Origin of the sequence: Mycobacterium basiliense (assembly GCF_900292015.1) — a bacterium.
Classification (GTDB): domain Bacteria; phylum Actinomycetota; class Actinomycetes; order Mycobacteriales; family Mycobacteriaceae; genus Mycobacterium; species Mycobacterium basiliense.
This window is the reverse complement of the sequence record NZ_LR130759.1, coordinates 4,963,155-4,988,728: the sequence shown is the minus strand read 5'-3', so window position 1 is coordinate 4,988,728 and position 25,574 is coordinate 4,963,155. Positions and strand designations below refer to the sequence as shown.

The following is a 25,574-nucleotide window of genomic DNA, read 5'->3' as shown; positions in this document are numbered from 1 at the left end:
GCAACAGACTATGGCAAGCGGCGGATCGCGACGCACCAGCGTGCGGGTGGCGGCGGCGCTGCTGGCCGGGCTGATGGTGGCCGCGGCCGTCCTGACCTACCTGTCCTACACCTCCGCCTTCACCTCGACCGACACCGTCACGGTGTCGTCGCCGCGGGCCGGGCTGGTGATGGAAAAGGGGGCCAAGGTCAAATACCGGGGCATCCAGGTCGGCACCGTCGAAGACATCACCTACAGCGGTGAGCAGGCGCGGCTGAAGCTGGCCATCAGAAGCGGGGAGATGCATTTCATCCCATCCAACGCGACGGTGCACATCGCCGGAAACACCATCTTCGGGGCCAAATCGGTGGAATTCATCCCCCCCAGGGTGCCGTCACCGACCTCGCTGAGTCCGAATGCGCACGTGGCGGCCGCCCAGGTGCAGCTCGAGGTCAACACGCTGTTCCAGTCGCTGATCGACCTGCTGCACAAGGTCGATCCGGTGGAGCTGAACGGAACGCTGAGCGCACTGTCCGAAGGCCTGCGTGGCCACGGAGACGACTTGGGGGCGCTGCTTTCGGGGCTGAATACGCTGACGCGCCAAGCGAACCCGAAGCTGCCCACCCTGCAGGAAGACTTCCGCAAGGCGGCCATCGTGACCAACGTCTACGCCGATGCCGCGCCCGATCTGAACACCGTGTTCGACAGCCTGCCGACAATCAACAAGACGGTGGTGGACAAGCAGGACGACTTGAACACCACGCTGTTGGCTACCATCGGTCTGGCCAACAACGCCTACGAGACGCTGGAGCCGGCCGAGCAGAACTTCATCGACGCGATCAACCGGGTTCGGGCACCGCTGAAAGTGGCTCATGATTACTCACCCGAGCTTGGCTGCCTGTTCAAGGGGATCGACCGTGGTGTCAAGGAATTCGCTCCATTGATCGGTGTGCGCAAGGCCGGACTGTTCACTTCGTCGAACTTTGTGTTGGGCGCACCGTCGTACACCTACCCGGAGAGCCTGCCGATCGTGAACGCCTCCGGTGGTCCGAACTGTCGTGGCCTGCCCGACATTCCGACCAAGCAAACCGGCGGGTCGTTCTATCGGGCACCGTTTTTGGTTACTGACAACGCCTACATTCCTTACGAGCCGTTCACCGAGGTGCAGGTCGATGCGCCCTCGACGTTGCAGTTCCTATTCCACGGCACCTTTGCAGAACGGGACGACTTCTGATGGCGGCGGGGGGAGTGCCGTCGCATCGTTCGATGGTGATCAAGGTGAGCATCTTCGCGGTGGTCATGTTGGTGGTCGCCGCGGCTTTGGTGGTGGTGTTCGGTGATTTTCGCTTCGGGCCCACCAGCGTCTACCACGCGACCTTCACCGATGCGTCGCGGCTGAAGGCCGGCCAGAAGGTGCGCATCGCCGGGGTGCCCGTTGGTTCGGTCAAAAACGTCAAACTCAACCCGGACAACACCATCGACGTGGCCTTCGCGATCGACCGGGCCTACACGGTGTACTCGTCGACCCGCGCGGTGATTCGGTACGAAAACCTGGTCGGCGATCGGTATTTGGAGATCACGTCGGGTCCCGGCGAGCTGCGGAAGTTGCCTCCGGGTGGCACGATAAACGCCCAGCACACGCAACCCGCGCTGGATTTGGATGCGCTGCTGGGTGGATTGCGGCCGGTGCTCAAGGGTCTGGACGCGGACAAGGTCAATACCATCACCAGTGCCGTCATCGAATTGCTGCAGGGACAGGGCGGGGCGTTGGCCAACGTGCTCGCCGACACCAGCGCCTTCTCGACGGCGCTGAGCCGACGTGACCAGCTGATCGGCGACGTGATCAACAATCTGAACTCGGTGTTGGCCACCGTCGACCAACGCAGCGCACAATTTTCGGCCAGCGTCGACCAGCTGCAGCAGCTGATCACCGGACTGGCCGACAACAAGGACGCGATCGCCGGCGCGATTCCGCCGCTGGCGTCCACGACGACCGATCTCACCGAGTTGTTGCGGAATTCGCGCCGACCCTTGCAGGGCGTGCTGGAAAACGCCCGGCCGCTGGCCACCGAACTCGACGACCGAAAAGCCGAGATCAACAACGATGTCGAGCAACTGGGCGAAGATTACCTGCGGTTGGCCGCGCTGGGTTCCTACGGGGCATTTTTCAACATTTACTTCTGCACAGTGACAATCAAGATCAACGGACCGGCCGGGAGCGACATCCTGATCCCGATGGGGGGCCAGCCGGATCCCAGCAAGGGGAGGTGTGCTTTTGCCAAGTAGCAAACACGACCGCGACCCGTTGCGCACCGGCATCTTCGGGCTGGTGCTGGTGGTCTGCGTGGTGCTCATTGCGTTCGGTTACAGCGGACTGCCGTTCTTTCCGCAGGGCAAGACCTACAACGCCTACTTCACCGACGCCGGCGGCATTACGCCGGGAAACAACGTCTACGTCTCGGGCTTCAAGGTCGGCAGCGTCACGGACGTGAGTCTGGCCGGGGACAGCGCCAAGATCACCTTCAGTGTGGACCGCAATGTGGTGGTTGGTGACCAGTCGCTGGCGGCCATCCGAACCGACACCATCCTCGGCGAACGGTCTATCGCGGTGACCCCGGCGGGCAATGGAACGGCGACGGCGATTCCCCTGAGCAGGACCACCACGCCCTACACCCTCAACGGCGCGTTGCAGGATTTGGGCCAAAGCGCCAACAATCTGAACAAGCCTCAACTCGAGCAGGCGTTGGGGGTCCTCACCGACACGCTGCACGACGCCACACCGCAATTGCGCGGTGCGCTGGACGGGGTGACGTCGCTCTCGCGCACTCTCAACACGCGCGATGAAGCGCTGCAGGGCCTGTTGGCGCACGCAAAGACGGTCACCGGGGTGTTGTCCCAGCGCGCCACGCAGGTCAACAAGCTGATTGTGGACGGCAATCAGTTGTTCGCCGCCCTGGATGAGCGACGCTCCGCCCTCAGCGCGCTGATCTCGGGAATCGATGACGTCTCGGCGCAGCTTTCCGGATTCGTCAACGACAACCGCAAGGAATTCGGCCCGGCGCTGAGCAAGCTGAATCTGGTGCTGGCCAACCTCAATGAGCGCCGGGACTACATCACCGAGGCGCTCAAGCGACTGCCCGCCTACGCCACCACCCTAGGTGAAGTGGTCGGCTCGGGCCCCGGGTTCAACGTCAACGTCTACAGTGTGCTGCCGGCGCCGATGGTCGGCATGGTGTTCGACCTCGTCTTCCAACCTGGCAAGCTGCCGGACAGCTTCGCCGATTACCTACGCGGGCTCATTCAGGAGCGCTGGATCATCAGGCCGAAATCACCATGATGAAGCAACGTTTCGGCGGTCGGGGTATGCGGGCGATGATCATCGTCGCGTTGGTTGCCGCGTTGGTGGGCGGCGTTTACGTGTTGTTCTCCGCCGGCGAGCGCGGTCGCAAAATTGTCGCGTACTTTACCTCCGCGGTCGGCATCTATCCGGGTGATGAGGTCCGCATCCTGGGTGTCCCGGTCGGTGAGATCGACTCGATCGAGCCACGGCCGACCGACGTCAAAATCACCATGTCGGTGTCCAAGGACGTCAAGATTCCCCGCGACGCCCAGGCGCTGATCATTTCGCCGAACTTGGTGGCGGCGCGGTTCATTCAGCTCACCCCGGTCTACACCGGAGGAGCCGTGCTGCCGGACGGGGCCAGCATCGAGTTGTCTCGCACCGGAGTTCCGGTGGAGTGGGACGAGGTCAAGGAAGCGCTGACCAAGTTGGCTGTTCAGCTCAGTCCTGCCGCCGGCGAACTTCAGGGCCCACTGGGGCTGGCGATCAACCAGGCCGCGGACACCCTCGACGGCAATGGCGAATCGTTCCACAATGCCTTGCAGGAACTTTCGCAGGTCGCTGGGCGCCTGGGCGACTCACGCAACGATATCTTTGGCACCGTCAAAAACCTGCAGGTGCTGGTTGAGGCGCTGTCGCAGAGCAACGAACAGATCGTGCAGTTCGCCGGTCACGTGGCCAGGGTGTCTCAGGTGCTCGCCGACAGCTCACGCAATCTTGATCACACCCTGGGCACACTCAACCAGGCACTTTCCGATGTGCGCGGCTTCCTGCACGAGAACAACTCGACGCTGATCGAAACGGTCAACCAGCTGGGTGACCTCACCCAAACCCTGAGCGACCAAAGCGACAACATCGAGCAGGTATTGCATGTGGCCGGACCTGGTATCGCCAACTTCTACAACATCTATGACCCCGCGCAGGGCACGTTGAACGGTCTGCTGTCGATACCCAACTTCGCCAACCCGGTGCAGTTCATCTGCGGCGGCTCCTTCGACACCGCCGCCGGATCGGCGGCGCCCGATTACTATCGGCGCGCGGAACTGTGCCGAGAGCGGCTGGGGCCGGTGCTGCGGCGGCTTACGGCGAATTACCCGCCGATCATGTTCCACCCGCTCAACACCATCACCGCCTACAAAGGCCAGGTCATCTACGACACCCCGGCCACCCAGGCGAAGGCGGAGACGCCGGTGCCGGAGCTGACCTGGGTACCGGCTAGAGGTGCGACGCAGCCTGCGCCGGGCAACACCACCGATCTGCAGAGTCTGTTTGTCCCGCAGGCCCCGGGGCCTGCGCCCGGATCTCCTCCGGGGTACGGTCCCGCGCCGGGACCGCCGCCCGCAGGGGCACCCGCCGGGCCGGGCGCCGGTCTATCGAGTCCAGCATCCGGGGCGCCGCTACCCGCGGAGCAGGGGGCGGGCGGATGAAACGAATCTGGTTGCGCGGCAGTGTGTTTGTGGCTGGTTGCGCGCTGCTCGCCGGTTGCCAGTACAGCGGGCTGAACTCGCTGCCAATGCCCGGAACCGCCGGCCATGGCAGCGGCGCGTATTCGGTCACGGTGGAAATGCCTGACGTGGCAACGATGCCGCAGAATTCACCGGTGATGGTCGATGATGTCACCGTTGGCAGTGTTGCCGGCATCCGAGCCGTGCAACGGCCCGACGGATCCTTCTTTGCCGCGGTCAAGCTGGCATTGGACGAGAACGTGGTGTTGCCGGCGAACGCCACCGCGAAGGTCTCCCAGACGTCGCTGCTGGGTTCGATGCACATCGAGCTGGCCGCGCCGGCGGATGAACCGGCCGAGGGCCGGCTGGTGGACAAGTCAGTCATCCCGGAGTCGCGCACCGGCCGCGCGCCCACCACCGAGGAGGTGTTCTCGGCGCTTGGCGTGGTGGTGAACAAAGGCAATGTCGGTGCGCTGGAAGACATCACCGATGAGGCCTATCAGGCTTTGGCGGGCCGGCAGGGGCAGTTCATCGACCTTGTCCCCAGGCTGGCGGAGCTGACGGCAGGACTCAAGAAGCAGGTTAACGACATCATCGATGCGGTCGACGGGCTCAATAGGTTCGCCGCGATCCTGAACAAGGATCGCGACAGCCTCGGCCGGGCGCTGGACACCTTGCCCGACGCGGTCCGGGTGCTCAACAAGAACCGGGGCGATATCGTCGAGGCGTTCACCTCACTCAAGCGGCTGGCCATGGTCACCTCACACGTACTGTCCAAGACCAAGGTGGACTTTGCCGAAGACCTCAAGGCGCTGTACTCGGTCGTCAAGGCTCTCAACGACAATCGCAAGGAATTCATCACCTCGCTGCAGTTGCTGCTGACCTTTCCGTTCCCGAATTTCGGCATCAAGCAGGCGGTGCGCGGCGATTACCTAAACGTGTTCACCACATTCGACCTGACCCTGCGCCGCATCGGCGAGACGTTCTTCACCACGGCGTACTTCGATCCGAACATGGCGCACATGGACGAGATCCTGAACCCGCCCGACTTCCTGGTCGGCGAACTGGCCAATCTGTCCGGACAGGCGGCCGATCCATTCAGCATCCCGCCCGGTACGGCTTCAGGACAGTAGGGACAGTAGGGGTCCGACGATGATCGACAGACTCACCAAGATTCAGCTGGCGATATTTGCGCTGATCACCGTCGTCACGCTGATCGTGATGGGCATCTTCTACTTGCGGCTGCCCGCCACCTTCGGCCTTGGTACCTACCACGCGAGCGCCGATTTCGTTGCCGGCGGTGGCCTGTACAAGAACGCCAACGTCACCTACCGCGGTGTTGCCGTGGGGCGGGTGGAGTCAGTCGAACTAAACCCCAATGGTGTCACCGCGCGAATGCGGCTCAACAGTGGCACGCCCATCCCGTCCAACGTGATTGCCAGCGTGAAGAGTGTGTCCGCCATCGGCGAGCAATACATCGATTTGGTGCCGCCGGACAATCCGGCGCCGGGCAAGTTGCGCAACGGATCTCAAATCGAACGCAAGAACACCCGTATCGGTCAGGATGTCGCCGACCTGTTGCATCAGGCCGAGACGCTGGTCAACAGCCTCGGCGATACCCGGTTACGGGAGGTGTTGCACGAGGCGTTCCAGGCGACCAACGGCACGGGTCCGGAGTTGGCCCGGTTGATCGAATCGGCACGATTGCTCGTCGACGAGGCCAATGCCGACTACCCGCAGGTATCTCAGCTGATCGATCAAGTCGGTCCGTTCCTGCAAGCCCAGGTTCGCGCCGGAGGGGACATCAAGTCACTCGCCGATGGGCTGGCCAGGTTCACCTCCCAACTCCGTCAGGCCGACCCGCAACTGCGGGGCACGCTGGCCACCGCCCCCGATGCCATCGACGAGGCCAACACCGCATTCTCCGGAATCCGTCCCTCCTTCCCGGCGTTGGCGGCCAGCCTGGCCAACCTGGGGCGGGTGGGCGTGATCTATCACAAATCGATCGAGCAGCTGTTGGTGGTCTTGCCGGCCTTGTTCGCCGCGATCACCACGGCTGCCGGCGGCGTGCCGCAGGACGAGGGCGCCAAATTGGACTTCAAGATCGACCTGAATGACCCACCACCATGCAACGTGGGCTTTCTGCCCCCGCCGCTGATCAGGTCGCCCGCCGATGAGTCGCTGCGCGAACTGCCGTCGGACATGTATTGCAAGGTGGCCCAGAACGACGCCACCACGGTGCGCGGCGCGCGTAACTACCCATGCCAGGAGTTCCCGGGCAAGCGGGCGCCCACGATTCAGCTCTGTCGTGACCCGAAGGGCTACGTACCGGTTGGCCGCAATCCCTGGCGCGGACCGCCCGTCCCCTACGGCACACCGGTAACTGACGGGCTGAATGTGTTGCCGCCCAACAAGTTTCCCTACATCCCGCCGGACGCCGATCCCGATCCGGGTACCCCGATTGTCGGTCCGCCGCCGCCGGGCGTAACCCCCGGTCCCGGGCCGGCGCCGCACCAGCCGGCGCAGCCCGCGCCGCCGCCCAACGACAACGGGCCGCCCCCGCCGTTTACGTCGTGGATGCCGCCGGATTATCCACCGGAGCCGCCGCAGATTCCGTACCCCAAGACGCTGCCGCCGCCGCCCCCACCGGTGGGTACCGGACCGGAACCACAGGCCAGTGGCCCGGCCTATACCACCTATGACCAGATGACCGGAATCTTTACGGACCCGGCGGGTGGCACTGGTATCTTCGCGGCTGGCATCAACGGCGCTTCCAGTGCGGAGAATTGGGTGGACCTTATGCTTGCTCCCAGGCCCATGTAGGGGCCACGTGGTGGACGTGGCGGAAACAGAACAACAGCCGACGGCGCGTGTGCGGCGGCGCGCGTCTCGCGCCGCGGGTCCGGCGAACAGCGAGGTCACCGGCGGCGATGCGCGCGAAACCACGGTTAAGGTCAATTCCCCTCCCGCCGATCGGAAGCGGCCGGCCAAGCCGCTGAAGGCGGTGCGGCCACCGCCGCGGCGGCCGGCCCACCGCAAGCTGGTCGGGTGGCTGTCCGCGGTCGCCGCGGTGTTGCTGATCGCCGCGCTGGCCAGCTGTGTGCTCGTTCTGGTTTCCCAGCACCGTGACGCCGAGGCCGCGCAGGCACGTCGGCAGCGTTTTGTCGACACCGCGACCCAGACGGTGGTCAACATGTTCAGCTACACCCCGGACACCATCGACGAGGCCGTCAACCGGTTCGTGGGCGGTACCAGTGGCCCACTGCGCGGAATGTTGAGCGCCAACAACAACGTGGAAAACCTCAAGGGTCTGTTTCGGGCCACCAATGCGACGTCGGAGGCCGTCATCAACGGCGCGGCGCTAGAAGAAATCGACAACATCAGCGACAACGCATCGGTGCTGGTATCGGTGCGGGTGACGGTCGCCGACATCGACGGTGTCAACAAGCCGTCGATGCCTTACCGGCTGCGCGTCATCGTGCACGAGGACGAAACCGGACGGATGACCGGCTACGACCTGAAGTACCCGGACGGGGGCAACTGATGCGATTGAGGCAGTGGCGGCGGTGGGCGCTCACTGCCGCCGGCGGCTTGCTCGTTGTCGTCATCGTGGGGCTGGCCGCTGCCGGCGGCTGGTTCTACTGGGACCGGGTGGAGGCCCAGGGCGAGGCCGCGGCGCGGGCAGAGTTGCCGGGATTGGCCGCGCGGGAGATACCCCAAGTCTTCGCCTACGACTACCAGACGGTGGAGCGCAGTCTTACCGCGGCATATCCCATGCTCACGCCGGATTACCGCGAGGAATTCCAGAAGAGCGCCAACGCCCAAATCATTCCGGAGGCCAAGAAACGCGAGGTAGTGGTCCAGGCCAACGTCGTTGGCGTGGGCGTCATGGTGGCGAAACGGAATTCGGCGTCGGTGATGGTCTACATGAATCGCACGGTCACCGACAAGTCGCGCCAGCCACTGTACGACGGCAGCCGGCTACGGGTGGACTTCAAGCGGATAGATGGAAAGTGGCTGATCGCCTATATCACGCCAATCTGATCCGAGGGCGCCACACCGGCTCCGCCCCGACGCCGGACGGCTCAATAGCACATGGCAATGCCGTTGCAGTACAACGGATAACGTTCGATCGGACTGGGTGGGGGGCCCACCATCTGCAGCGAGAACGATTCCTTCTTCATGTCCGGCGCCAGACCGCAGACCGCGCCGTGCAAGGTGGTGTGCGTGCCGCTGAGGTTCTCGTCGCTGAAGGCATAGGTTTCGGTGGACGGCGCGGTGCTGCCGTCCGGACACAACACGCCCTCCGGCTTGTTTACCTGGAAGGTCCATAACACGCTGGACAGCCGAGCCCTGCCGCTGAAGTTTTGTAGCCGGTCGGCGCGGGTGATCTGCTCGGGTGTCGTACTGACCACGTTCAGCGCACAGTTAAATGCCCAAACGACGGGGTCGGAATAGTCGTTCATGTTTCGGGTGCCGGAGGGCTGATCGCACAGTGCCGTGATCGTCCAGGTAACGCCGGATACGCCTGCCTGGTTGAAGGTATAGGCGCCATCCGGCGGTGGTCCGAGCGCGTGCGCGGGGTTTCCCGAGTCCAGCGCGATTCCCACCGCGGTGGCTGTGCAGATGGTGGCGGTGGCGGCCAGCATGCGACGGATCTTCATCGCGATCCTCCCTTCACGCTGCATCGAGTATCACAGCGATCCGGCGGCAACACCATGGCCCGAGCCTAGCTAGTTGGTGTCGTGCGGATTTGCCTCCGCGAGAGCGTCCAGGAATGCCTTCGCCCACCGGTCCACATCGTGGGCGAGCACCTGGCGTCGCATTGACCGCATCCGTCGCCGCCCGGCCTCCGCGGTCTGGTTGAGCGCCTCGTCGATCCCGTCTTTGACGCCTTCCAAGTCGTGCGGGTTGACCAGATAGGCGTGCCGAAGTTCGGCCGCGGCTCCGGTGAATTCACTGAGAACTAGGGCCCCACCGAGATCGCTGCGGCACGCGACGTACTCCTTGGCCACCAGGTTCATGCCGTCCCGCAGCGGGGTGACCAGCATGACGTCGCTGGCCACAAAGAACGCGATGAGTTCGTCACGCGGCACCGGGCGATGCAGGTAGTGCACCACCGGGTGGCCGACCTCGGCGTACTCACCGTTGATGTGGCCGACCTGGCGTTCGATGTCGTTGCGCAGAATCTGGTAGCTCTCCACCCGTTCGCGGCTCGGTGTCGCCAACTGGACCAGGACGGTGTCATCGCGTTTGACCCGTTCCTCGGCGAGCAGCTCGGCAAAGGCCTTGAGTCGGACGTCGATGCCCTTGGTGTAGTCGAGCCGGTCGACACCCAGCAGGATCTTGCGGGGATTGCCCAGTTCGGTGCGAATCTCGCGGGCGCGGCGCCTGATGTTGCGATCGCGGGCCGCATGGTCAAGTGCGCCGGAGTCGATCGAGATGGGAAAGGCGCCGACCCGGATGGTGCGGGATCCGAGCATGACCTCGCCGAACCGGGACCGCACACCGACCGTCCCGCGCGAGGTGTCGGCCCCCACCAGGCGCCGCGACAGGATCAAGAAGTTCTGCGCACCACCTGGCAGATGGAAACCGACCAGGTCGGCACCCAGCAGTCCCTGGATGATCTCGGTCCGCCAAGGCAGTTGCATGAACAGCTCGACCGGCGGGAACGGGATGTGCAGGAAAAAGCCGATGGTCACGTCCGGCCGCATCGCGCGGAGCATCTTTGGGACCAGTTGCAGCTGATAGTCCTGGACCCACACGGTGCCGCCGTGGGCCGTCGCACGGGCGGTGGCCTCGGCGAACCGGCGGTTCACATCGACGTAGCGATCCCACCATTCCCGGTGGTATTGCGGCCGGACTATGACGTCGTGATACAGCGGCCATAGCGTGGCGTTGGAAAAGCCCTCGTAGTACTGGGCGACGTCCTCGGCGCTGAGCCGCACCGGGTGAAGTTGCAGTTCGTCTTCGGCGATGGGCTCGTCGAGGACGTCGACATCGGTTTCGATCACGCCGGGCCAGCCCACCCAGGCGCCGCGCCGTCGTCGCAGCAGCGGTTCCAGGGCGGTCACGAGCCCGCCGGGGCTGCGTTTCCAGGTTGTGGTGCCGTCGGGAAGGCGCTCCTGATCCACGGGCAATCGGTTGGCAACGACTACAAAATCGGAGTCGCCGAAGATCTCCGTTCGTGTTGGCTCCGCGGACCGGTGTCCTCTGGGAGCCATTTAGCTCTCAGACTTCGCCGGTCCAATACCGAGCATGGATAAGAAAACGCGGCACTCGTCGGCATCGTTTGCGTATGCGGCGACGACACGCCTGGCCTGGTTGGCGGTGCTGTCGGCCAGCGGCTCCACGTCGCCGATATCGCCATGGTCAGTTTTTGTAGGCATTACACAACTGTAAGCCAAGGCCGGGCCGTGTTGCCGGCTGCCGACGTGGTGCGGCCGCTAGATATCGCTGCCGAGCACTTCCCGGGCGAGCTCGCGCAGCGCGCGGCGATCCTCGGTCAGCGCCGCCAGCCCGGCCGGGGTGGCCTGATAGACCCGGCGGGTGCGGCCGTCGACGACCTGATGCTCGGACACCAGCAAACCGTCGGCCTCGAGCCGGTGCAGGGTGGGATACAGGGTGCCTGGGCTGACCCGGTAGCCGTGGCGGCTCAGCTCCTCGGTCAGCCAGGCGCCGTGGACCTCGTCGGCCGCGGCGTGATGCAGGATGTGCAATCGCACCGCGGCCCGCTGGAACTCCCGCAACGACACCACCTCCGACAGCTGGCCAAACCGATATCGACTTGCGATTCTGTGGTGCTCAAGCTTACGAGCGGGGGCGACATCGGCTACCTCGTGCGCCTCGCGCTGGTTCCGGCGGGGGGCTTGCGGTGCTCAGGGGGGCTGGGGCATTCGGTTGCGAGTCGGGCATCCACCGACCAGCGGCCGGGGCCAGACCACAGCAGGAAGGCCAATCCGAGCAGCATCGACAGGTCGGTGCGGGCATCATGAGCCATGCCCCAGAAGCCTTCCACCCCGAGAAACCCGCCCGGTTGCAGTTCTGGGAGTTTTGTCAGCACTATCGCGCCCACGATGTCGATGAGTAGGGGAATCGCCGCGGCCCGGGTCACCATGCCCACGACGATCAGAGTGCCGCAGACGATCTCGATCACTCCGTCCAGATTGGCCAAGAACGTGGCGGCGGGGATGCCGATCCGCTCGAAGCGGCCCGGCCCTAGCTGGTGTGGGAACAGGAACTTTTGGATGCCCTCGCTGAGGAACACCAACCCCACCATCAGTCTTATACAGATCGCCGCGGGTGATCCCTGCGCGCCCAGGAGTCGCCGCCATGACATTCGCGGTGTTCGGGCCCAACTCGCTACGTCCAACTCGGTCTCCGATATCGTTTTCCGATAGTGGAGCCGAGCTTACCGGCTGGCTCGGCCGGCGCAGCGAGTGGAAGGGTGCCGTGGTGGATGGGGACTCAGCGGATGTGATGTTCGAGTTTCGCGACGTGGTGGTGGAGCGCGACCGGATGCGAGCCTTGGACGGGTTCAGCGCTTCGATTCCTGGCCAGGGCGTGACCGCGGTGGTCGGTCCCTCGGGCGCCGGGAAATCGACGTTGTTGCGCCTCTGCAATCGACTGGAGGTGCCAGTGGGTGGGCGGGTGTTGTTTCGAGGGAAAGACATCGGCGCGACCGACCCATTGTGGCTGCGGCGCCGGGTGGGCATGTGCTTTCAGCGTCCCACGCCGTTCCCGGGCACCGTGGCCGACAACCTTCGCGTCGCCCAGCCGGATGCCTCCGACGAGCGGATGGCGGAATCGTTGGCCCGGGTGGCGCTCACCGGATGGGGCGACCGATCAGGGTCGCGATCGTGGCTGGACCGAGATGCGACCGCGCTGTCGGGTGGGGAGGCGCAACGCATGTGCCTGGCCCGCACCCTGATGGCGCAACCGGAGGTGTTGCTGCTGGATGAACCCACGTCGGCCGTCGACACCGATGCGGCCGAGGCTATCGAGCGCGTGGTCCGGCAGCTGGCCGCCGATGGGATTCCCGCGCTCTGGGTCACCCACGATCCGGCCCAGGCAAAGCGGGCCGCGGACCGGGTTCTGTGCGTCGAAAGGGGCCGCTGCCTGGGCGTTGGCCCGGTCGCGAGCAAGTCGGACGACGGGCCGACGACGTGATGAACGGCCAGATCGGTTGGCTTGGGCTGGCGACGTCGCTGGCCTTGGTGGTGGTTGCGGCGGCGATCTCGCTGTGGCAGCGGCTAGGGCTGGAACGCCAAGTGGTGTGGGCGGCTGCCCGCGCCCTGGTCCAGTTGCTTCTGGTGGGTGGTGCCTTGACGTTGCTGTTTGACCCAGGCCGGTCGTTGTGGTGGTCGTGGATGTGGATCGTCGGCATGATCGCCTATGCGGGCGATGTCGCTCGCCGACGGGCGCCCGAGGTGCCCTGGCTGGCGCCGCTGGCGATCGCCGCGTTCGCATCCGCGGCGGCGATCACGCTAGGCGTGATATTCGGTCTGCGGGTATTCCCGCTGCAGGCCCGGACGCTGGTGCCGATCGCGGGGATGATGATCGGCAACTCGATGACGGCCATGGTGCTGGTGGCCCGGCGCCTGGTCGACGAGCTGCGCGACAAGCGGGACGAGGTCGAAGCCAGACTCGCCCTCGGCCAGCCCTCTCGGCAGGCCGCTTCCCCCTACCTGAGAATCGCGTTGCGATCGGCCATCTCCCCGCAAATCGAAACCACCAAGGCCACCGGGCTGGTGTTTCTGCCGGGCGCCATGACCGGTCTCATCCTTGCTGGCGTACCGCCGGTGCAAGCGGTGCTGGTACAGGCGATTGTGATGTTCCTGGTGCTCAGCTCGGTGGCTACCACCACCGTCGTCGTGGGCCTTGGCCTGGTCCGTCTGGTGTTCACCCGCGACCATCGGCTGCGGCCGCTGGGGCATCGCGGCCAAGGTGTCGCACCGGCCCGATCCAAGCCGTGACCGGCGGCCAACCGCTTACACGCCGGACGTAATCTGTAAAGATCGATGCAAGCCCCGTGACAAGTTAGGTGGGCGGAATGACACTCTCCGACCAAGCCGGTATCCAGGCGAACAGCGCCGCACCGGCCGAGCTGGTGGCCTACGAAACCCTCGAGGAGGGCCGCATTGCCCGGATCTGGCTCAACCGGCCCGAGGCCCACAACGCGCAAAATCGCACTCTGTTGGTCCAACTCGATGAGGCGTTCTGCCGTGCCGAGGCGGATGACACCGTTCGCGTGGTGATCCTGGCCGCGCGGGGCAAGAACTTCTCCGCCGGACACGACTTGGGGTCGGAGGAGGCGATGCTGGAGCGCAAGCCCGGGCCGGCGCAGCATCCGACCTTCCGCTCCCATGGCGCAACTCGCGACGCGGTTATGGAGAAGCTGTACCTGCAGGAGTGGCATTTTTACTTCCAGAACACTTGTCGCTGGCGTGACCTGCGAAAGATCACCATCGCTCAAGTGCAGGGCAACGCGATCTCGGCGGCCCTGATGCTGATCTGGGCTTGCGATCTGATCGTTGCCGCGGACAACGCCAGGTTCAGTGACGTGGTCGCGGTACGGCTCGGCATGCCGGGTGTCGAATACTATGCCCACCCTTGGGAGTTCGGTCCTCGCAAGGCCAAAGAACTTCTGCTGACCGGTGATTCGCTGGACGCCGACGAGGCCTATCGCCTCGGCATGGTGTCCAAGGTTTTTCCGGTCGACGAACTGGCGGAGAAGACGTTGGAGTTCGCGCGGCGCATTGCCGAGCGGCCCACTATGGCGGCCTTGTTGGTCAAGGACTCGGTCAATGCCGCCTCCGACGCGATGGGATTCACCGAAGCGCTGCGGCACGCATTTCATGTCCACGAGTTGGGGCACGCGCACTGGGCGGCCCACAACGAGAACAGGTACCCAATTGGTCTGCCACCCGACGTCGAGGACTGGCGCACAGGCAAACCGACCAAAGTGGCCCGCCGCGATACGCCGTAGCCGGCCCGAAGACCGGTGGCCGTACTTAGTCGCTGACCGCCCGGGACCTGGGCTCACAGGTCCCCGCCCGACGCTCCGCACCGCGGGCCGTCTTGGCGCGATGTCGCGAGTCATAAACCATGGCAACGATCTGCGGCGCGTCGTGTACGACGTTTATGTGTCGCGGTAGGTGGGACTCGACCGGCCCGAGTGACGGCCGCCATGGTTCTATAACGAGAACCTGTTGCAGTTTCGGCGAGAGGGGTTCACATGCAGCTTTCGTTCCAGGACCGGACCTATTTGGTCACCGGCGGTGGCAGTGGCATCGGGAAAGGGGTGGCTGCCGGTCTGGTGGCAGCTGGAGCCTCGGTCATGATCGTGGGCCGCAACCCCGACCGGCTGGCAGGTGCCGTACAGCAACTTGAGACCCTGACCGGCCACGGTAGTTCCATTCGCTTTGAACCCGCCAATGTCACCGACGAGGAGGAGGCATCGCGCGCCGTGGACGCGGTCACGGCCTGGCATGGTCGATTGCATGGCGTGGTGCATTGCGCAGGCGGGTCGGAGACCATCGGGCCGGTCACCCAAATCGATTCCGCAGCCTGGCGTCGCACCGTCGACCTCAACGTCAACGGGACCATGTATGTCCTCAAGCACGCCGCCCGGGAGATGGTGCGCGGCGGCGGCGGGTCATTTGTCGGCATCTCGTCGATCGCGGCCAGCAACACCCATCGCTGGTTTGGCGCGTACGGGGTGACCAAATCGGCCGTCGACCACTTGATGCAGTTGGCGGCCGACGAGCTGGGGCCGTCCTGGGTCCGGGTGAACAGCATCCGCCCGGGCCTGATCCGTACCGAGCTCGTCGCGCCGGTCACCGAATCACCCGAGCTGAGTCGGGACTACGCGATCTGCACGCCGTTGCCACGGGTGGGTGAGGTAGAGGACGTCGCCAACTTGGCGATGTTTTTGCTCAGCGATGCCGCCAGCTTTGTCACCGGGCAGGTCATCAATGTCGATGGTGGCCAAATGCTGCGACGGGGCCCAGACTTCTCAGCGATGCTGGAACCGGTGTTCGGCTCCGACGGGCTGCGCGGGCTGGTCCCGTGAAGCGGCTCAAGGGCCAGCGAATATTGGTAACCGGCGCGGGATCCGGCATCGGCCAGGCCACCGTGCTGCGGCTGCTGGACGAGGGCGCCGCGGTGGCCGGGGCGGACGTCGTTGTCGCCGGTCTGGCGTCCACCCAGGCAAGAGCGGTCGAGGCGGCGAATGACGCGAGGTTCACCCGGTACGAAATGAACGTCGCCGACGAGCATTCGGTGATCGATGGGGTGCGCTCCGCGGTAACCACCCTGGGCGGCCTGGACGCGCTGGTCAACGCCGCCGGCATGCTGCGCGCCGCACATACCCACCAGACCAGCACCGAGCAGTGGAATCAGATCCTCGCGGTTAACCTAACCGGCACCTTTCTGGTCGTTCGCGAGGCGCTGCCGGCGTTACTGGAAAATCAGCGCAGCACGATCGTGAATTTCAGCTCGACCTCGGCGTCCTTTGCACACCCCTACATGGCCGCCTACGCGGCGAGCAAAGGCGGAGTCCAGGCGTTCACCCATTCGTTGGCACTCGAGTACGCGAGTGCCGGGCTGCGCGCGGTATGCGTGGCACCGGGCAGCATCAAGTCCGGCATCACCGACGCCACTGGCGGATATATCCCGCAGGACGCCAACTGGTCGCTGTTTAGCCGGTTGCTGCCGATCCTGCCTACCAGCGTGAAATCCAGCGGTGCCGGAATGGCTGATCCTGCGGCGGTGGCCGGGGTGATTGCCATGCTGGTGTCCGCCGACGGGGCCTTCATTACGGGCACCGAGATCCGCATCGATGGCGGAACGCACGCCTGATTGCGGCTAGTTGACGCAGGGAACGCCGCCACCGTCGATCGGTTTTCCGCGGTCGGGTGCCGGGTAGGCGGTGGTGGCACCGCCGTTGTAGTACGTGTTGGGCTTGCTGTACGTGGTGGTGGGCGTTGTGCTGCCGTCTTGGTAGTCGTCCGGCGCCGGCATGGAAAAGTTGGTGTCCACGGTCACTTGGATGTGGCCGGGTTCGATGCTGGGATCCGGCTGCGCGGCGGCGTCGACGCCGATCAGGGTGCCCAGATTCAGCGCGTCGGCTTGTGCGCCCACGCCGTACTCGATCGTGGTCGACGTCGGGTCACCGGATGCACGGTCGCGAACCTGACCAGCGGTGTAGCCGTGCTTGCGCAGCGCGCTGGACACCTGGCTGGCCAGCCCACTGATGCTGCCGGCATTGACTACGTCGACGACGGTGGACGGGTTGGGTTTGGCGGTCGTCGCGGTTGGGGTGGGCGTCGGGGCGCGGCCGATGGCGGCGGCCACCTCGGCTTTGATCGCGGCCGGGTCGACGATGTTGACGTCTTGGCCGTCGATGTTGTCGTAGCGGACCACGGGCAGCGTCCTGAACTCGACGTTTCCGCCGGCCAGGTCTCCCATACGGCGGAACAGATCTTCATCCCAACCGGCTGACAGGACGACATCCTTGCGCGCCACGGCCATCAGGCCGTCCAGCCTGTCGAGGTTGGTGAACGTGCCTGAATCCTGCAGGTCCCGCATCGCCGACGACAGGAACGCCTGCTGTCGATGGGTACGGTCCAAGTCCCCGTTGTCCAGGCCATGGCGCTGCCGCACGAACGCCAGCGCCTGGGAGGCGTCCAACCGCTGGCGGCCGGCCGGGAAGTCGGCTCCCGAATATGAGTCGTACACGGCGTGGTTCAGACACACCTCGACGCCGCCCAAAGTCTGGGCCAGATCATAGAAACCGGCCAGGTTGATCTCGGCGAAGTAGTCGATCGGAACGCCGGTCAGACTTCGTACCGCGCGCAGGGTTGCGGCCCGACCGGCTTCACGCCCCCGGGTTTCCAGTTCTCGCTGGCTGCTCACGCCCTGATCGGCGAGCTTTTGCGCGACGTATTGCTTGGTAAGCCCGTAGGCCTCTTTGATCTTGATGTGGGTGTATCCCGGAACCCCCGTGAAGGGCACCCAGTCGTCGCGGGGGATGGAGAAGGCGACCACGTTGCCGTCCGCTCCTACGTGCACGAGTATCAGGGTGTTGGTGTTGTAGCCACCCTGATCGGAATCGCCCGCGTGTAGGTGCTTCAAGACGGACCAGGGCAGGTCATTGCCTTCCTGGTCCTTGCGGGAATCCAGCCCGATCAGCAGGATATTCATGTTGTTGCCCGTGGAACGTGGATCCTCCGCGGTAAGGGCCTGAGAAATGGTGATGCCACCGAGCGCGCCGTGCGCCACCCAGTACCCAGCTCCTGTCATGCCCAGGGCGACGATTGATGTCAGCGTCATGAAGCTGCGCGACAGCCGTTGACGGATGCGCGACGGCTTTCGGACCGCCCGATGGCGGGCCTTGCTGCGGGAACGCGTCATCACAAGCCCCGACCGATCGCCGACAAACCACGTGGCGCTCGGCCAGTGGTTTGCGGCGTCGTCGCTTGCAGCATGCCGTCTAGTATGCGGTAGATTGCTGTGGAGCCCACACTCCAGTTGCGTTGATGTGGGCAGATTCACCCATTGGAGCAGACCGGCCGCCCGCCCGGCTCATGCCCGCTACCTGCAGGTTCTGGCTGCAATTCGGCAAGCTCGGAACGCCGGGGAAGTGTCGGAAGGGTATTGGGGAGGATCCCGGGAAATATGTCGTCTGGCGAGATCGACCCCAACTGGCCTCCGCCGGCCTATGAGCCGTCCGATGCCGTCGATACGACACCACCGGCGACGGCACGCCGGTCTGGCCGCGGCATCTGGCTGCCGGTGCTGCTTGGGCTCATCTGTGTCGGCTTAGTGGTCTCTGTGGGCTTCGTGGTGTTTGTGGGCAAGCGCGGGTCGATCCCAAGTCCGGCGGCGCCGACGACCGTGCAACCGAACCCCACGTCGACAACGTCTGCGGCCTCCAACGCACCCGGGGCGTGCGGACCGGACGAGGCCGCCGCGGTGTCAGCGGCGCTAGCCAAGCTGCCCCCGGACAGGAAGACGGGTAGACCGTGGAATCCCGCCCCGGAATCCAGCAACTACGACTCGTGCGCGGAGTTGTCCGCAGTCGTGGTGACCGTGCAGGACTCCACCCGCAGTTCACCCGATCAGGTGCTGATGTTTCATCGCGGAGCATTCGTCGGCACCGCCACGTCTGAGGCTTACCCGTTCACCGAGTTGGAGGCGCCGGCTTCCACCGACGACCTGGTGGTCCTCACCTATCGGGCGAATCAGAGCTGCGACACCTGCCTGGATGGCACCTTGACCACCGTTGGTTTTCAATGGCAAGCGGACCACGTCCAGATGCTCGATCCGCCGCCGGACTCGTTGAATACGCCGCCGTGATCCGGCGCGCCGTGACCAGCCGCAGCCGACCGAAGACCCTGACGTTGAATGGAGCGTGACCGTGCCGACTGCACCGCCGGCAGGATGGTATGCCAATCCCGACGGTTCAGGGGGACAAAGATATTGGGACGGTGAACACTGGACCAAACATTGTCGGGCGCACCGTTCGCTGCCGCGATCGCGACTGGCGGCCATTGCGGATCGGATGCGTCGGGTCTGGTCCGCGATTCCTGCGGTGGTGCGGATAGCGCTGCCCGTCGCATTGGTGCTGCCGGTGGTCGGAATTGGGCTTGCGGTCTGGCTAAACTCGCCGCGCAACGACAATTGGACGCAGTTGCCCAGCCAGCTCAACTGTCAGATACAGGCTGGACCAAGGCCGCCCGAGAGCATCACCGTGGCTTCGGTGATTGTTCAGCATCCGCGCAGCGGCGTACTGGAGCTGGTGATCCGATTTGTACAACCGTTGCCCCCGTCGCCAACGGGCACCCACGCGTCGGGATTTGTCGGCTACGTCCTGACATACAGCCTCGCCAACAACGGCAAGAAGTTTGTCGAGCTGGGTCCGGAAGAGGACACCGACGACCTTGCCATCGTCAGCACGTTGGCGTCCAACAACAGCGACGCATCCATGCGGCCCGACCGGGATACCAACGCCCGCAAGACCGCGCCCGACACCATTCAGATCAATCTCGACCTCCGTCGACTGCGGATCGACAACCAACCGGTGGATCCCGTGCTGACCGTCGATTCGCAGTTCAATACGCCGTCGACCACCACAGTGAAGTTCGCGCCGCAAATCTGCCACGGCTCGTGACCCCTGCCGACCGCACTACGGCGCCCTCAGCAATACAGGTAGGCGATGTGCCAGCGGCCGTTGACGTAGTCGGCGGTGAACTGGCCGCCCAGCCGGGAATCGTCGTCGACGATGTTGCCCGAACCGCCCACGTACGCTGTGAAGCCGGGCGGATTCCAGTTGACAGCTTGCGGGTGCGGTGTGAGGTCGGGTGTGCAACCGATCTGCTTGGTGACGTAGCCGTCAATGATCTGCCGTTCCGCGGTCGCTTGATCCCCACCCATGGGTGCATCGGGTGCCGGGTCCGCGGGGCACGAACGCGTTGGGCCGCACCAGCCTCCGCTCGGGTTGGTGAGTACGACGGCGGGCGCGCCGGGGGCGGCATAGGTACTGCAAATCAGCATCGTCGAGGCGAGCATCGCGGCCGCAGCGCAGTTGATCGGGCTGACCCGTCGGGTGATCCGGTGGACCATCGGCCGCGTACCTCCAGACTGTTCCTGACGGGAAATCACTGGAGTTTCACTATTTCGTCTCCCGACGTGTAATACAACGGGATATTCGAACCCAAGGCGTGCTCAAGGAGGAATACGCCGAATGGTTCGATTTCGTAGTAGTAGTGAATATATCCGTGCGTATCGACCGCGGTAGCGCACCTGCGGCCCGGGGCACCGCACCGTTGCTTGATCGGCATAGCCAGCGCGGCAACCAGCAGTACAACGGCAATCCAGACCGCCAGTGGGGCTCTGGTCAAATGCGAACCTCGTTCCTAAGGAGGCACTACTGCAAGGCAGTGTATGCGGCATTCCGCGATGCCCTCGTCCACCGGTTCGCAGCGGCTTGTTGCTGCATTAGGGTCTGTCAGCTATGGCCGTTGCAAGCTCGGACGAGGCCCCATCGCTGCGTACGCGCGTCGAAGTGCTAGGCAATATCGGGCCCAACTGGTTCGCCTCGGTAATGGGCACCGGAATCGTTGCGGTCGCCGGGGCTACCCTGCCGCTGCACGTGCCGGGACTACGCGGGTTTACCGAGGTGGTGTGGGTGATCGCCGCCGTCTTGCTCGGCGTGCTGATCGTGCTGGTGGGCGGTCACTGGTTGCGTCATCCCACGGTGGCGCGCGCCCACGCCCGCAATCCGCAGATGGCCCACTTTTACGGTGCGGCGCCCATGGCGCTGATGACGGTCGGCGCCGGAGGGGTGCTGGCCTGCGGGGACCTCATCGGCCAACGCGTCGCTGTCGACCTGCACTGGGTGCTGTGGACGGCGGGCACGCTGGGTGGCCTGTTCACCGCTGTCAGCATTCCGTTCTTGATGTTCACTCAGCTCCGCGTCGAGCCCGACGCGGCATTCGGTGGTTGGCTCATGCCGGTGGTCCCGCCGATGGTTTCGGCCGCGACCGGTGCGCTGCTGCTCCCGCACATGCCGCCGGGAACGGGTCGCGAGACCATGCTGTACGGCTGCTACGCGATGTTTGGACTGTCCTTGCTGGCTTCGCTGAATATCATTGCGATGATTTGGAGCCGGCTGGTGCTCTACGGCACTTCCGGCACGGCACGAGTGCCGACGCTATGGATCGTGCTTGGGCCGCTTGGCCAATCGGTCACCGCGGCCGGGCTGCTGGGTGCCGGCGCCGCGACTGGGGCCGTTGATCAGAAACTGGCCGAGGACATGCAGGCGTTCGCGATCGTCTTCGGCGTTCCGGTCTGGGGCTTTGCGGTGCTGTGGATTGCGCTCGCCAGCTCGCTGACGGTGCGTACGCTGCGGCGTGGCATGCCCTTCGCCCTGACCTGGTGGAGCCTGACCTTTCCCGTTGGCACCTTTGTCACCGGTACTTGTCAGTTGGCCTTGCACACTCATCTCCCGGCGTTCAAGGTGGCTGCCGCGATTGCCTATGCCGGCCTGCTGACCACCTGGGTGCTGGTGACCATCCGCACCGTGCGCGGCAGCCTGCGCGGCAACCTGCTCAAATTGCCGCCGAGCACTGCGCCGATCAAGGCCAGTAAGGACCCGGTGTCCTGATCACTCGGTGGCGGTTGTAGACGGCGTTCCTGGACGGCTGTAGATGATCAGGTCTCAACCCGACGGCTCACGCATATCGTCGGGTCTGTGGATCACATCAGCGTGGCGTTCAGGGCTGGCGTGCGGCGGGGGCCACGACCACGAAGTCGGCGTCTTTGCCCACGGCGAAGTTGCCGAACCGGTCTTCCATGGCGAGTGCGCGTGCCGTCTAAGGTGGCGATGAATAGTGTCTCGGCCGAGTGCGCGGAGATACGGCGGCGCCGGGTTCGCAGAGATGCACTTTTGAACGCGGCGCCGACCGCCTGTGGACGGAGTCATGGGTCGGCACAGCGAAATCCGTTCCGGCACCGATACTTACCCCCCGGGCCAGCGCCCGTCGTGCGAAATCTTGGTTGGCGAAGCGGGATTTCGATGGCGGCACGCACGGGGGCTGTCGTTCGACTAGCTGGCCGCCAGGAGGCTCTCATTCGGTGAAACTAGTGTGGCCTGGCGGATTGTGGTGGTCAGTGGTTTGAGACGATGCGAAGATTGCTGCCCGTGACAGGAAGTTGGGGTTCATTGCTGACCAGTCTTGTTCCGCTTGCCCTCGTAATTGCGGTTTCCCCGATAACGGTCATTCCGGCGGTGTTGGTGCTGCACTCGCCGCGACCACGCCCGGCGAGTCTGGCGTTTTTGGCCGGTTGGTTGCTCGGGTTGGCCGCGGTCACCGCGATCTTTGTCCTAGGCTCGGGCATGCTTGGCGGTCTGCATCAGAAAGCGCCGCCGGGCTGGGCTTCCTGGCTGCGCGTGATCCTTGGTTCGGCGTTGATTCTCTTCGGTATCTATCGCTGGCAGACCCGGCACGGATTCACCGAATCCCCGCGCTGGATGCGTTCGTTTTCGACCATCACACCGCGGCGGGCGGCGATAACCGCGGCCGTGCTGGTGGTGGTGCGCCCCGAGGTCCTGATTATTTGTCTGGCGGCCGGGTTGGGCATTGGCACGAGTGCGCTCGGGCTGGCGGGTAAATGGGTGTGCGCCGCGATCTTTGTTGCGATTTCGGCATCGACGGTCATCGTTCCCATCGTGGCGTTTGTGAGTGCCGGTGATCGCCTTGATGAGCCGCTGACCCGACTCAAGGACTGGATGGAGAAGAACAACGCGGCGATGCTAGCGGTCGTTCTGGTCCTTATCGGGTTGATGGTGCTCTACAACGGAATCAGCGCCTTATGACGATGGCCTGAGCGGCGTTTGGGGCGGGCGCCGCCGCCTGGGTTGGAGCCGGGCCCAGCGTGGTGCGACCTCGCGGGGGCGGCCGAGACGTGCGTCTTACTATCGGGTGATGGTGGCCGCGCCGGAGCCGTTCGCTGTTCGGGGAACGGGGGGTGTCCGTATCGTCGCCGATCGGTTGGGTGATGGGCATGCGCGTGCCGTGGTGTTCTTGCACGGCGGGGGTCAGACCCGCCGCTCGTGGGGCCGGGCGGCCGCAGCCGTGGCCGAGCGAGGTTGGCAGGCCGTCACGATCGACTTGCGGGGCCATGGCGAATCCGACTGGTCGGTTGACGGCGACTACCGCGTGGTGAGCTTCGCCGGCGACGTGCAGGAGGTGCTGCGCGGTCTGCCCGCCAAACCGGTGCTGGTGGGCGCCTCACTGGGCGGGTTCACCACGATGCTGCTGGCCGGGGAGGTTTCCCCGGGTATCGCCAGCGCGGTCGTGCTCGTTGACATCGTGCCGAACATGGATCCCTCCGGGGCGAATCGGGTACATGCGTTCATGGCTGATCGGGTGGAATCGGGCTTCGGCTCACTGGACGAAGTCGCCGACATGATTGCCGAGTACAACCCGCATCGACCTCGGCCCGTCGACCTGGATGGGCTGACCACCAACCTGCGCCGGCGCGGTGATCGCTGGTATTGGCACTGGGACCCGCAGTTCATCAGCGGCACCGCAGCGTTTCCCCCGATCGAGGTGACCGAGTCCGAGCGCCTGTACACCGCCGTCGAGGCGATCCTGCGCGACGGCGTACCGATGCTGCTCATTCGGGGCCAGATGAGTGATTTGGTCAGCCAGGAGCGTGCCGATGAGTTCTTGGCCCGTTTCCCGCAAATCGAGTTCACCGATGTGCGCGGCGCCGGGCATATGGTGGCGGGTGACCGAAACGACGTCTTCGCCGATGCCGTCTTGGACTTCCTCAGCCGGCGTGTGGACCGCGGGTAAGCTGCTTTTCGGCTTGCGGATGTGAAAAGGACTTGTCCGCCAAGAAGATTCGGATTATCGCTCGAGCGCTTTCACCAGCAGGTTCTTGATCTCCAACGTGGATGCCTCGATAGCGCGGATGCGATTGTTGGAGTCGTCGGCCGTGGCTCGCACCTCGCCGCCGTATGCACGAAGCACGTCGGCAAGCATCTGTTGGGTGTTGCCGAACGCTGTGATCGCCTCGACCAGGGAGCGGTAGTCGGCCTGCGACTTTTCGACAGCCGCAACCCGGGATTTGAGATCTTCTAGGGCGTTGTTGAGCGACTCTTGTGTGGTCACTCCGGCATCGTAAGCGCGCTGTCCGCCCAAATGTCAGAATTCGGCTCTGGTCCGTTCCGGAGCAACGTCAGCCGGCAACTCCGGTGATGACCAGACTCTGCACGCCGCTGGCGCAGCCCCGAAGGAAGTCCTCGTCATTGACACCGTCGACCTCCCGGACGGACGCCAACTCCCTGGCACAGACATTGTGTGTCTGGCCGGAGATGACCGTTGCCGCATCGGGGAATCCCATTGCCCGCAATCTGGTCACCGTGTAGCGGCCGTCCTCGACCGCCTTGTTGTAGCCCAGTTGGTAGGACGGACCGGAACCCTCGCCGGGGTCGGCATTGGCGGGCGCGGCAACCATTACGGTCGCTCCGGCGGCGATGCCAAGCAACACGCGGGGCAGCCGCCCCACGATGGAGCGCCGGGTTGCCTGCTGCGGGTGGTTGAAGGTCGCTGCGCCATCGGTCATCGCACTAGCCCCGATCTATAGTGAGGATCCCGTTTCCTGTGACGGTCTTCCGTGCCGTCTGGGGGCCCATGCGAGTAACTTTACGATAGATGTTCCAAAAATGGAATAGTCGTCCCGAAAATATCAACTGAGGTGGCTGCAGGGTGTCTGTGATCCGCTGGCGCGCCAAAGTTGACTGGAACCGAAACCAGAAATAGGTTGGTGAAATGCCGAGACTGAACCGTGCAGGTAAAGACCTTGGCCGTGTCCTTGAGTGGCTGCTCAACCGCGATATCCCGGACAGCGAAATCGGTTCCGCGCTCAACCTGCCGAAGGCCACCTACTCCCGGCGCAAGGACGCCGAAGACTTTCCCGACTACGCCGAGCTGATCGCGATCGGGGAGTACTTCGGCATCTCGGCACGCGTCCTGCAGATTGCCTTCGGCTGGCGCGGCGAGGACGAATTGATCCTGCTGGACATCGATGAGATGCGGCTATACATGGAGCAAGCCGGGTCGGCGCTATTTGGCAACGAACGGATTCGGCGCTACATCGAGCAACGCGAGGGCGCCGATTACCCCTTGGCTTCGGCCATCCTGAAGATGGCGGCGCCGGGCACAACGTCGGCGACTGACGGCAGGTGACACCGCTGGCGCTCGGCGCCCGGATCGGGGCGGGCATACCGCCCGGTC

At 64.6% G+C, this 25,574-nt stretch carries 29 protein-coding genes and 1 pseudogene; 19 read left to right on the top strand and 11 right to left on the bottom strand.

The annotated features are described in order from the left end of the window. Nucleotides 1-10 precede the first annotated feature (10 nt). The 8 genes from MB901379_RS21215 to MB901379_RS21180 are packed head-to-tail and all read left to right on the top strand — an operon-like array spanning nt 11 to nt 8,808. Complete coding sequence (locus MB901379_RS21215; RefSeq protein WP_158018399.1) at nt 11-1,213, top strand: virulence factor Mce family protein; 1,203 nt, start codon at nt 11-13, stop codon at nt 1,211-1,213. Further along, entirely contained in the window at nt 1,213-2,265 is a 1,053-nt protein-coding gene (locus MB901379_RS21210) for an MCE family protein (RefSeq protein ID WP_158018398.1), read from the top strand. Before MB901379_RS21215 ends, MB901379_RS21210 begins: the two co-directional genes overlap by 1 nt. After that, the gene (locus MB901379_RS21205) at nt 2,255-3,316 is read left to right on the top strand and encodes a virulence factor Mce family protein (protein WP_158018397.1); all 1,062 of its coding nucleotides are present in this window, start codon (nt 2,255-2,257) and stop codon (nt 3,314-3,316) included. Before MB901379_RS21210 ends, MB901379_RS21205 begins: the two co-directional genes overlap by 11 nt. Then, on the top strand, nt 3,313-4,746 hold the full coding sequence (locus MB901379_RS21200) for a virulence factor Mce family protein (protein WP_158018396.1): 1,434 nt from the start codon (nt 3,313-3,315) through the stop codon (nt 4,744-4,746). Before MB901379_RS21205 ends, MB901379_RS21200 begins: the two co-directional genes overlap by 4 nt. Next, the gene (locus tag MB901379_RS21195; protein WP_158018395.1) at nt 4,743-5,897 is read left to right on the top strand and encodes a virulence factor Mce family protein; all 1,155 of its coding nucleotides are present in this window, start codon (nt 4,743-4,745) and stop codon (nt 5,895-5,897) included. The genes MB901379_RS21200 and MB901379_RS21195 overlap by 4 nt, the downstream gene beginning before the upstream one ends. Before the next feature lie 19 nt (nt 5,898-5,916). Beyond that, the gene (locus MB901379_RS21190; RefSeq protein WP_158018394.1) at nt 5,917-7,587 is read left to right on the top strand and encodes a virulence factor Mce family protein; all 1,671 of its coding nucleotides are present in this window, start codon (nt 5,917-5,919) and stop codon (nt 7,585-7,587) included. Nucleotides 7,588-7,597: 10 nt separating this feature from the next. Next, a complete protein-coding gene (locus MB901379_RS21185) occupies nt 7,598-8,308 on the top strand; it encodes a mammalian cell entry protein (protein ID WP_408632314.1) in 711 nt (236 codons plus the stop codon). Next, the gene (locus MB901379_RS21180; RefSeq protein WP_158018392.1) at nt 8,308-8,808 is read left to right on the top strand and encodes a mammalian cell entry protein; all 501 of its coding nucleotides are present in this window, start codon (nt 8,308-8,310) and stop codon (nt 8,806-8,808) included. The genes MB901379_RS21185 and MB901379_RS21180 overlap by 1 nt, the downstream gene beginning before the upstream one ends. Nucleotides 8,809-8,849: 41 nt before the next feature. On the opposite strand, the gene MB901379_RS21175 is transcribed toward MB901379_RS21180, so the two are convergent. The 5 genes from MB901379_RS21175 to MB901379_RS21155 all read right to left on the bottom strand — a co-directional run bounded on the left by MB901379_RS21175 (nt 8,850) and on the right by MB901379_RS21155 (nt 12,103). Next, a complete protein-coding gene (locus tag MB901379_RS21175) occupies nt 8,850-9,428 on the bottom strand; it encodes a hypothetical protein (RefSeq protein ID WP_158018391.1) in 579 nt (192 codons plus the stop codon). A 69-nt stretch (nt 9,429-9,497) separates the two neighbouring features. Then, nucleotides 9,498-10,988: an alpha,alpha-trehalose-phosphate synthase (UDP-forming) gene (locus MB901379_RS21170; RefSeq protein ID WP_158018390.1), complete on the bottom strand. Its 1,491-nt coding sequence runs from the start codon at nt 10,986-10,988 to the stop codon at nt 9,498-9,500. Next, entirely contained in the window at nt 10,989-11,153 is a 165-nt protein-coding gene (locus MB901379_RS21165; protein WP_158018389.1) for a hypothetical protein, read from the bottom strand. It lies immediately after the preceding gene. Nucleotides 11,154-11,210: 57 nt separating this feature from the next. Next, a complete protein-coding gene (locus MB901379_RS21160) occupies nt 11,211-11,513 on the bottom strand; it encodes a PadR family transcriptional regulator (protein ID WP_158018388.1) in 303 nt (100 codons plus the stop codon). A gap of 83 nt (nt 11,514-11,596) precedes the next feature. After that, nucleotides 11,597-12,103 (bottom strand): DoxX family protein, encoded by a 507-nt coding sequence (locus tag MB901379_RS21155; protein WP_408632313.1) that lies wholly within the window; start codon nt 12,101-12,103, stop codon nt 11,597-11,599. A gap of 140 nt (nt 12,104-12,243) precedes the next feature. On the opposite strand from MB901379_RS21155, the gene MB901379_RS21150 reads away from it, so the two are divergent. The 5 genes from MB901379_RS21150 to MB901379_RS21130 all read left to right on the top strand — a co-directional run bounded on the left by MB901379_RS21150 (nt 12,244) and on the right by MB901379_RS21130 (nt 16,626). Next, nucleotides 12,244-12,933 carry an ABC transporter ATP-binding protein gene (locus MB901379_RS21150; protein ID WP_158019359.1) on the top strand — a complete coding sequence of 230 codons (690 nt, stop codon included), beginning with the start codon at nt 12,244-12,246 and terminating at the stop codon, nt 12,931-12,933. Further along, nucleotides 12,933-13,739, top strand: a complete 807-nt coding sequence (locus tag MB901379_RS21145) for an ABC transporter permease (protein ID WP_158018387.1) — start codon at nt 12,933-12,935, stop codon at nt 13,737-13,739. The genes MB901379_RS21150 and MB901379_RS21145 overlap by 1 nt, the downstream gene beginning before the upstream one ends. Before the next feature lie 77 nt (nt 13,740-13,816). Beyond that, nucleotides 13,817-14,752: an enoyl-CoA hydratase gene (locus tag MB901379_RS21140; protein WP_158018386.1), complete on the top strand. Its 936-nt coding sequence runs from the start codon at nt 13,817-13,819 to the stop codon at nt 14,750-14,752. Between the two features lie 249 nt (nt 14,753-15,001). Then, entirely contained in the window at nt 15,002-15,838 is an 837-nt protein-coding gene (locus tag MB901379_RS21135; RefSeq protein WP_158018385.1) for an SDR family oxidoreductase, read from the top strand. Beyond that, the gene (locus tag MB901379_RS21130; protein WP_158018384.1) at nt 15,835-16,626 is read left to right on the top strand and encodes an SDR family NAD(P)-dependent oxidoreductase; all 792 of its coding nucleotides are present in this window, start codon (nt 15,835-15,837) and stop codon (nt 16,624-16,626) included. The genes MB901379_RS21135 and MB901379_RS21130 overlap by 4 nt, the downstream gene beginning before the upstream one ends. A 6-nt stretch (nt 16,627-16,632) precedes the next feature. Here MB901379_RS21130 and MB901379_RS21125 read toward each other — a convergent pair whose 3' ends face one another. Continuing rightward, on the bottom strand, nt 16,633-18,180 hold the full coding sequence (locus MB901379_RS21125) for an LCP family protein (RefSeq protein ID WP_158018383.1): 1,548 nt from the start codon (nt 18,178-18,180) through the stop codon (nt 16,633-16,635). 264 nt (nt 18,181-18,444) lie between these two features. On the opposite strand from MB901379_RS21125, the gene MB901379_RS21120 reads away from it, so the two are divergent. After that, nucleotides 18,445-19,125, top strand: coding sequence for an LppP/LprE family lipoprotein (locus MB901379_RS21120; protein WP_158018382.1), 681 nt, complete (start codon nt 18,445-18,447; stop codon nt 19,123-19,125). Nucleotides 19,126-19,186: 61 nt separating this feature from the next. Then, nucleotides 19,187-19,939, top strand: coding sequence for a DUF2510 domain-containing protein (locus MB901379_RS21115; RefSeq protein WP_158018381.1), 753 nt, complete (start codon nt 19,187-19,189; stop codon nt 19,937-19,939). 26 nt (nt 19,940-19,965) lie between these two features. Here MB901379_RS21115 and MB901379_RS21110 read toward each other — a convergent pair whose 3' ends face one another. Next, a complete protein-coding gene (locus tag MB901379_RS21110) occupies nt 19,966-20,391 on the bottom strand; it encodes an integrase (protein ID WP_158018380.1) in 426 nt (141 codons plus the stop codon). Nucleotides 20,392-20,426: 35 nt separating this feature from the next. Then, nucleotides 20,427-20,669 carry a hypothetical protein gene (locus MB901379_RS21105; RefSeq protein WP_158018379.1) on the bottom strand — a complete coding sequence of 81 codons (243 nt, stop codon included), beginning with the start codon at nt 20,667-20,669 and terminating at the stop codon, nt 20,427-20,429. Between the two features lie 113 nt (nt 20,670-20,782). Between MB901379_RS21105 and MB901379_RS21100 the strand changes: the two genes are divergently transcribed. Continuing rightward, entirely contained in the window at nt 20,783-21,934 is a 1,152-nt protein-coding gene (locus tag MB901379_RS21100) for a TDT family transporter (protein WP_158018378.1), read from the top strand. Nucleotides 21,935-22,043: 109 nt separating this feature from the next. On the opposite strand, the pseudogene MB901379_RS21095 reads toward MB901379_RS21100, so the two are convergent. Next, a pseudogene (locus MB901379_RS21095) lies at nt 22,044-22,130 on the bottom strand (hypothetical protein); the annotation flags it as partial. 323 nt (nt 22,131-22,453) lie between these two features. On the opposite strand from MB901379_RS21095, the gene MB901379_RS21090 reads away from it, so the two are divergent. After that, on the top strand, nt 22,454-23,146 hold the full coding sequence (locus tag MB901379_RS21090) for a GAP family protein (protein WP_158018377.1): 693 nt from the start codon (nt 22,454-22,456) through the stop codon (nt 23,144-23,146). Nucleotides 23,147-23,255: 109 nt separating this feature from the next. Beyond that, on the top strand, nt 23,256-24,131 hold the full coding sequence (locus tag MB901379_RS21085; protein ID WP_197717837.1) for an alpha/beta fold hydrolase: 876 nt from the start codon (nt 23,256-23,258) through the stop codon (nt 24,129-24,131). Between the two features lie 54 nt (nt 24,132-24,185). Here MB901379_RS21085 and MB901379_RS21080 read toward each other — a convergent pair whose 3' ends face one another. Next, nucleotides 24,186-24,449 carry a hypothetical protein gene (locus MB901379_RS21080; protein WP_158018376.1) on the bottom strand — a complete coding sequence of 88 codons (264 nt, stop codon included), beginning with the start codon at nt 24,447-24,449 and terminating at the stop codon, nt 24,186-24,188. Nucleotides 24,450-24,516: 67 nt separating this feature from the next. Then, nucleotides 24,517-24,903 (bottom strand): hypothetical protein, encoded by a 387-nt coding sequence (locus tag MB901379_RS21075; RefSeq protein WP_158018375.1) that lies wholly within the window; start codon nt 24,901-24,903, stop codon nt 24,517-24,519. Nucleotides 24,904-25,109: 206 nt separating this feature from the next. Here MB901379_RS21075 and MB901379_RS21070 point away from each other — a divergent pair, with 206 nt between their 5' ends. Beyond that, on the top strand, nt 25,110-25,526 hold the full coding sequence (locus MB901379_RS21070) for a hypothetical protein (protein WP_232021926.1): 417 nt from the start codon (nt 25,110-25,112) through the stop codon (nt 25,524-25,526). The last annotated feature ends 48 nt before the right edge of the window (nt 25,527-25,574 follow it).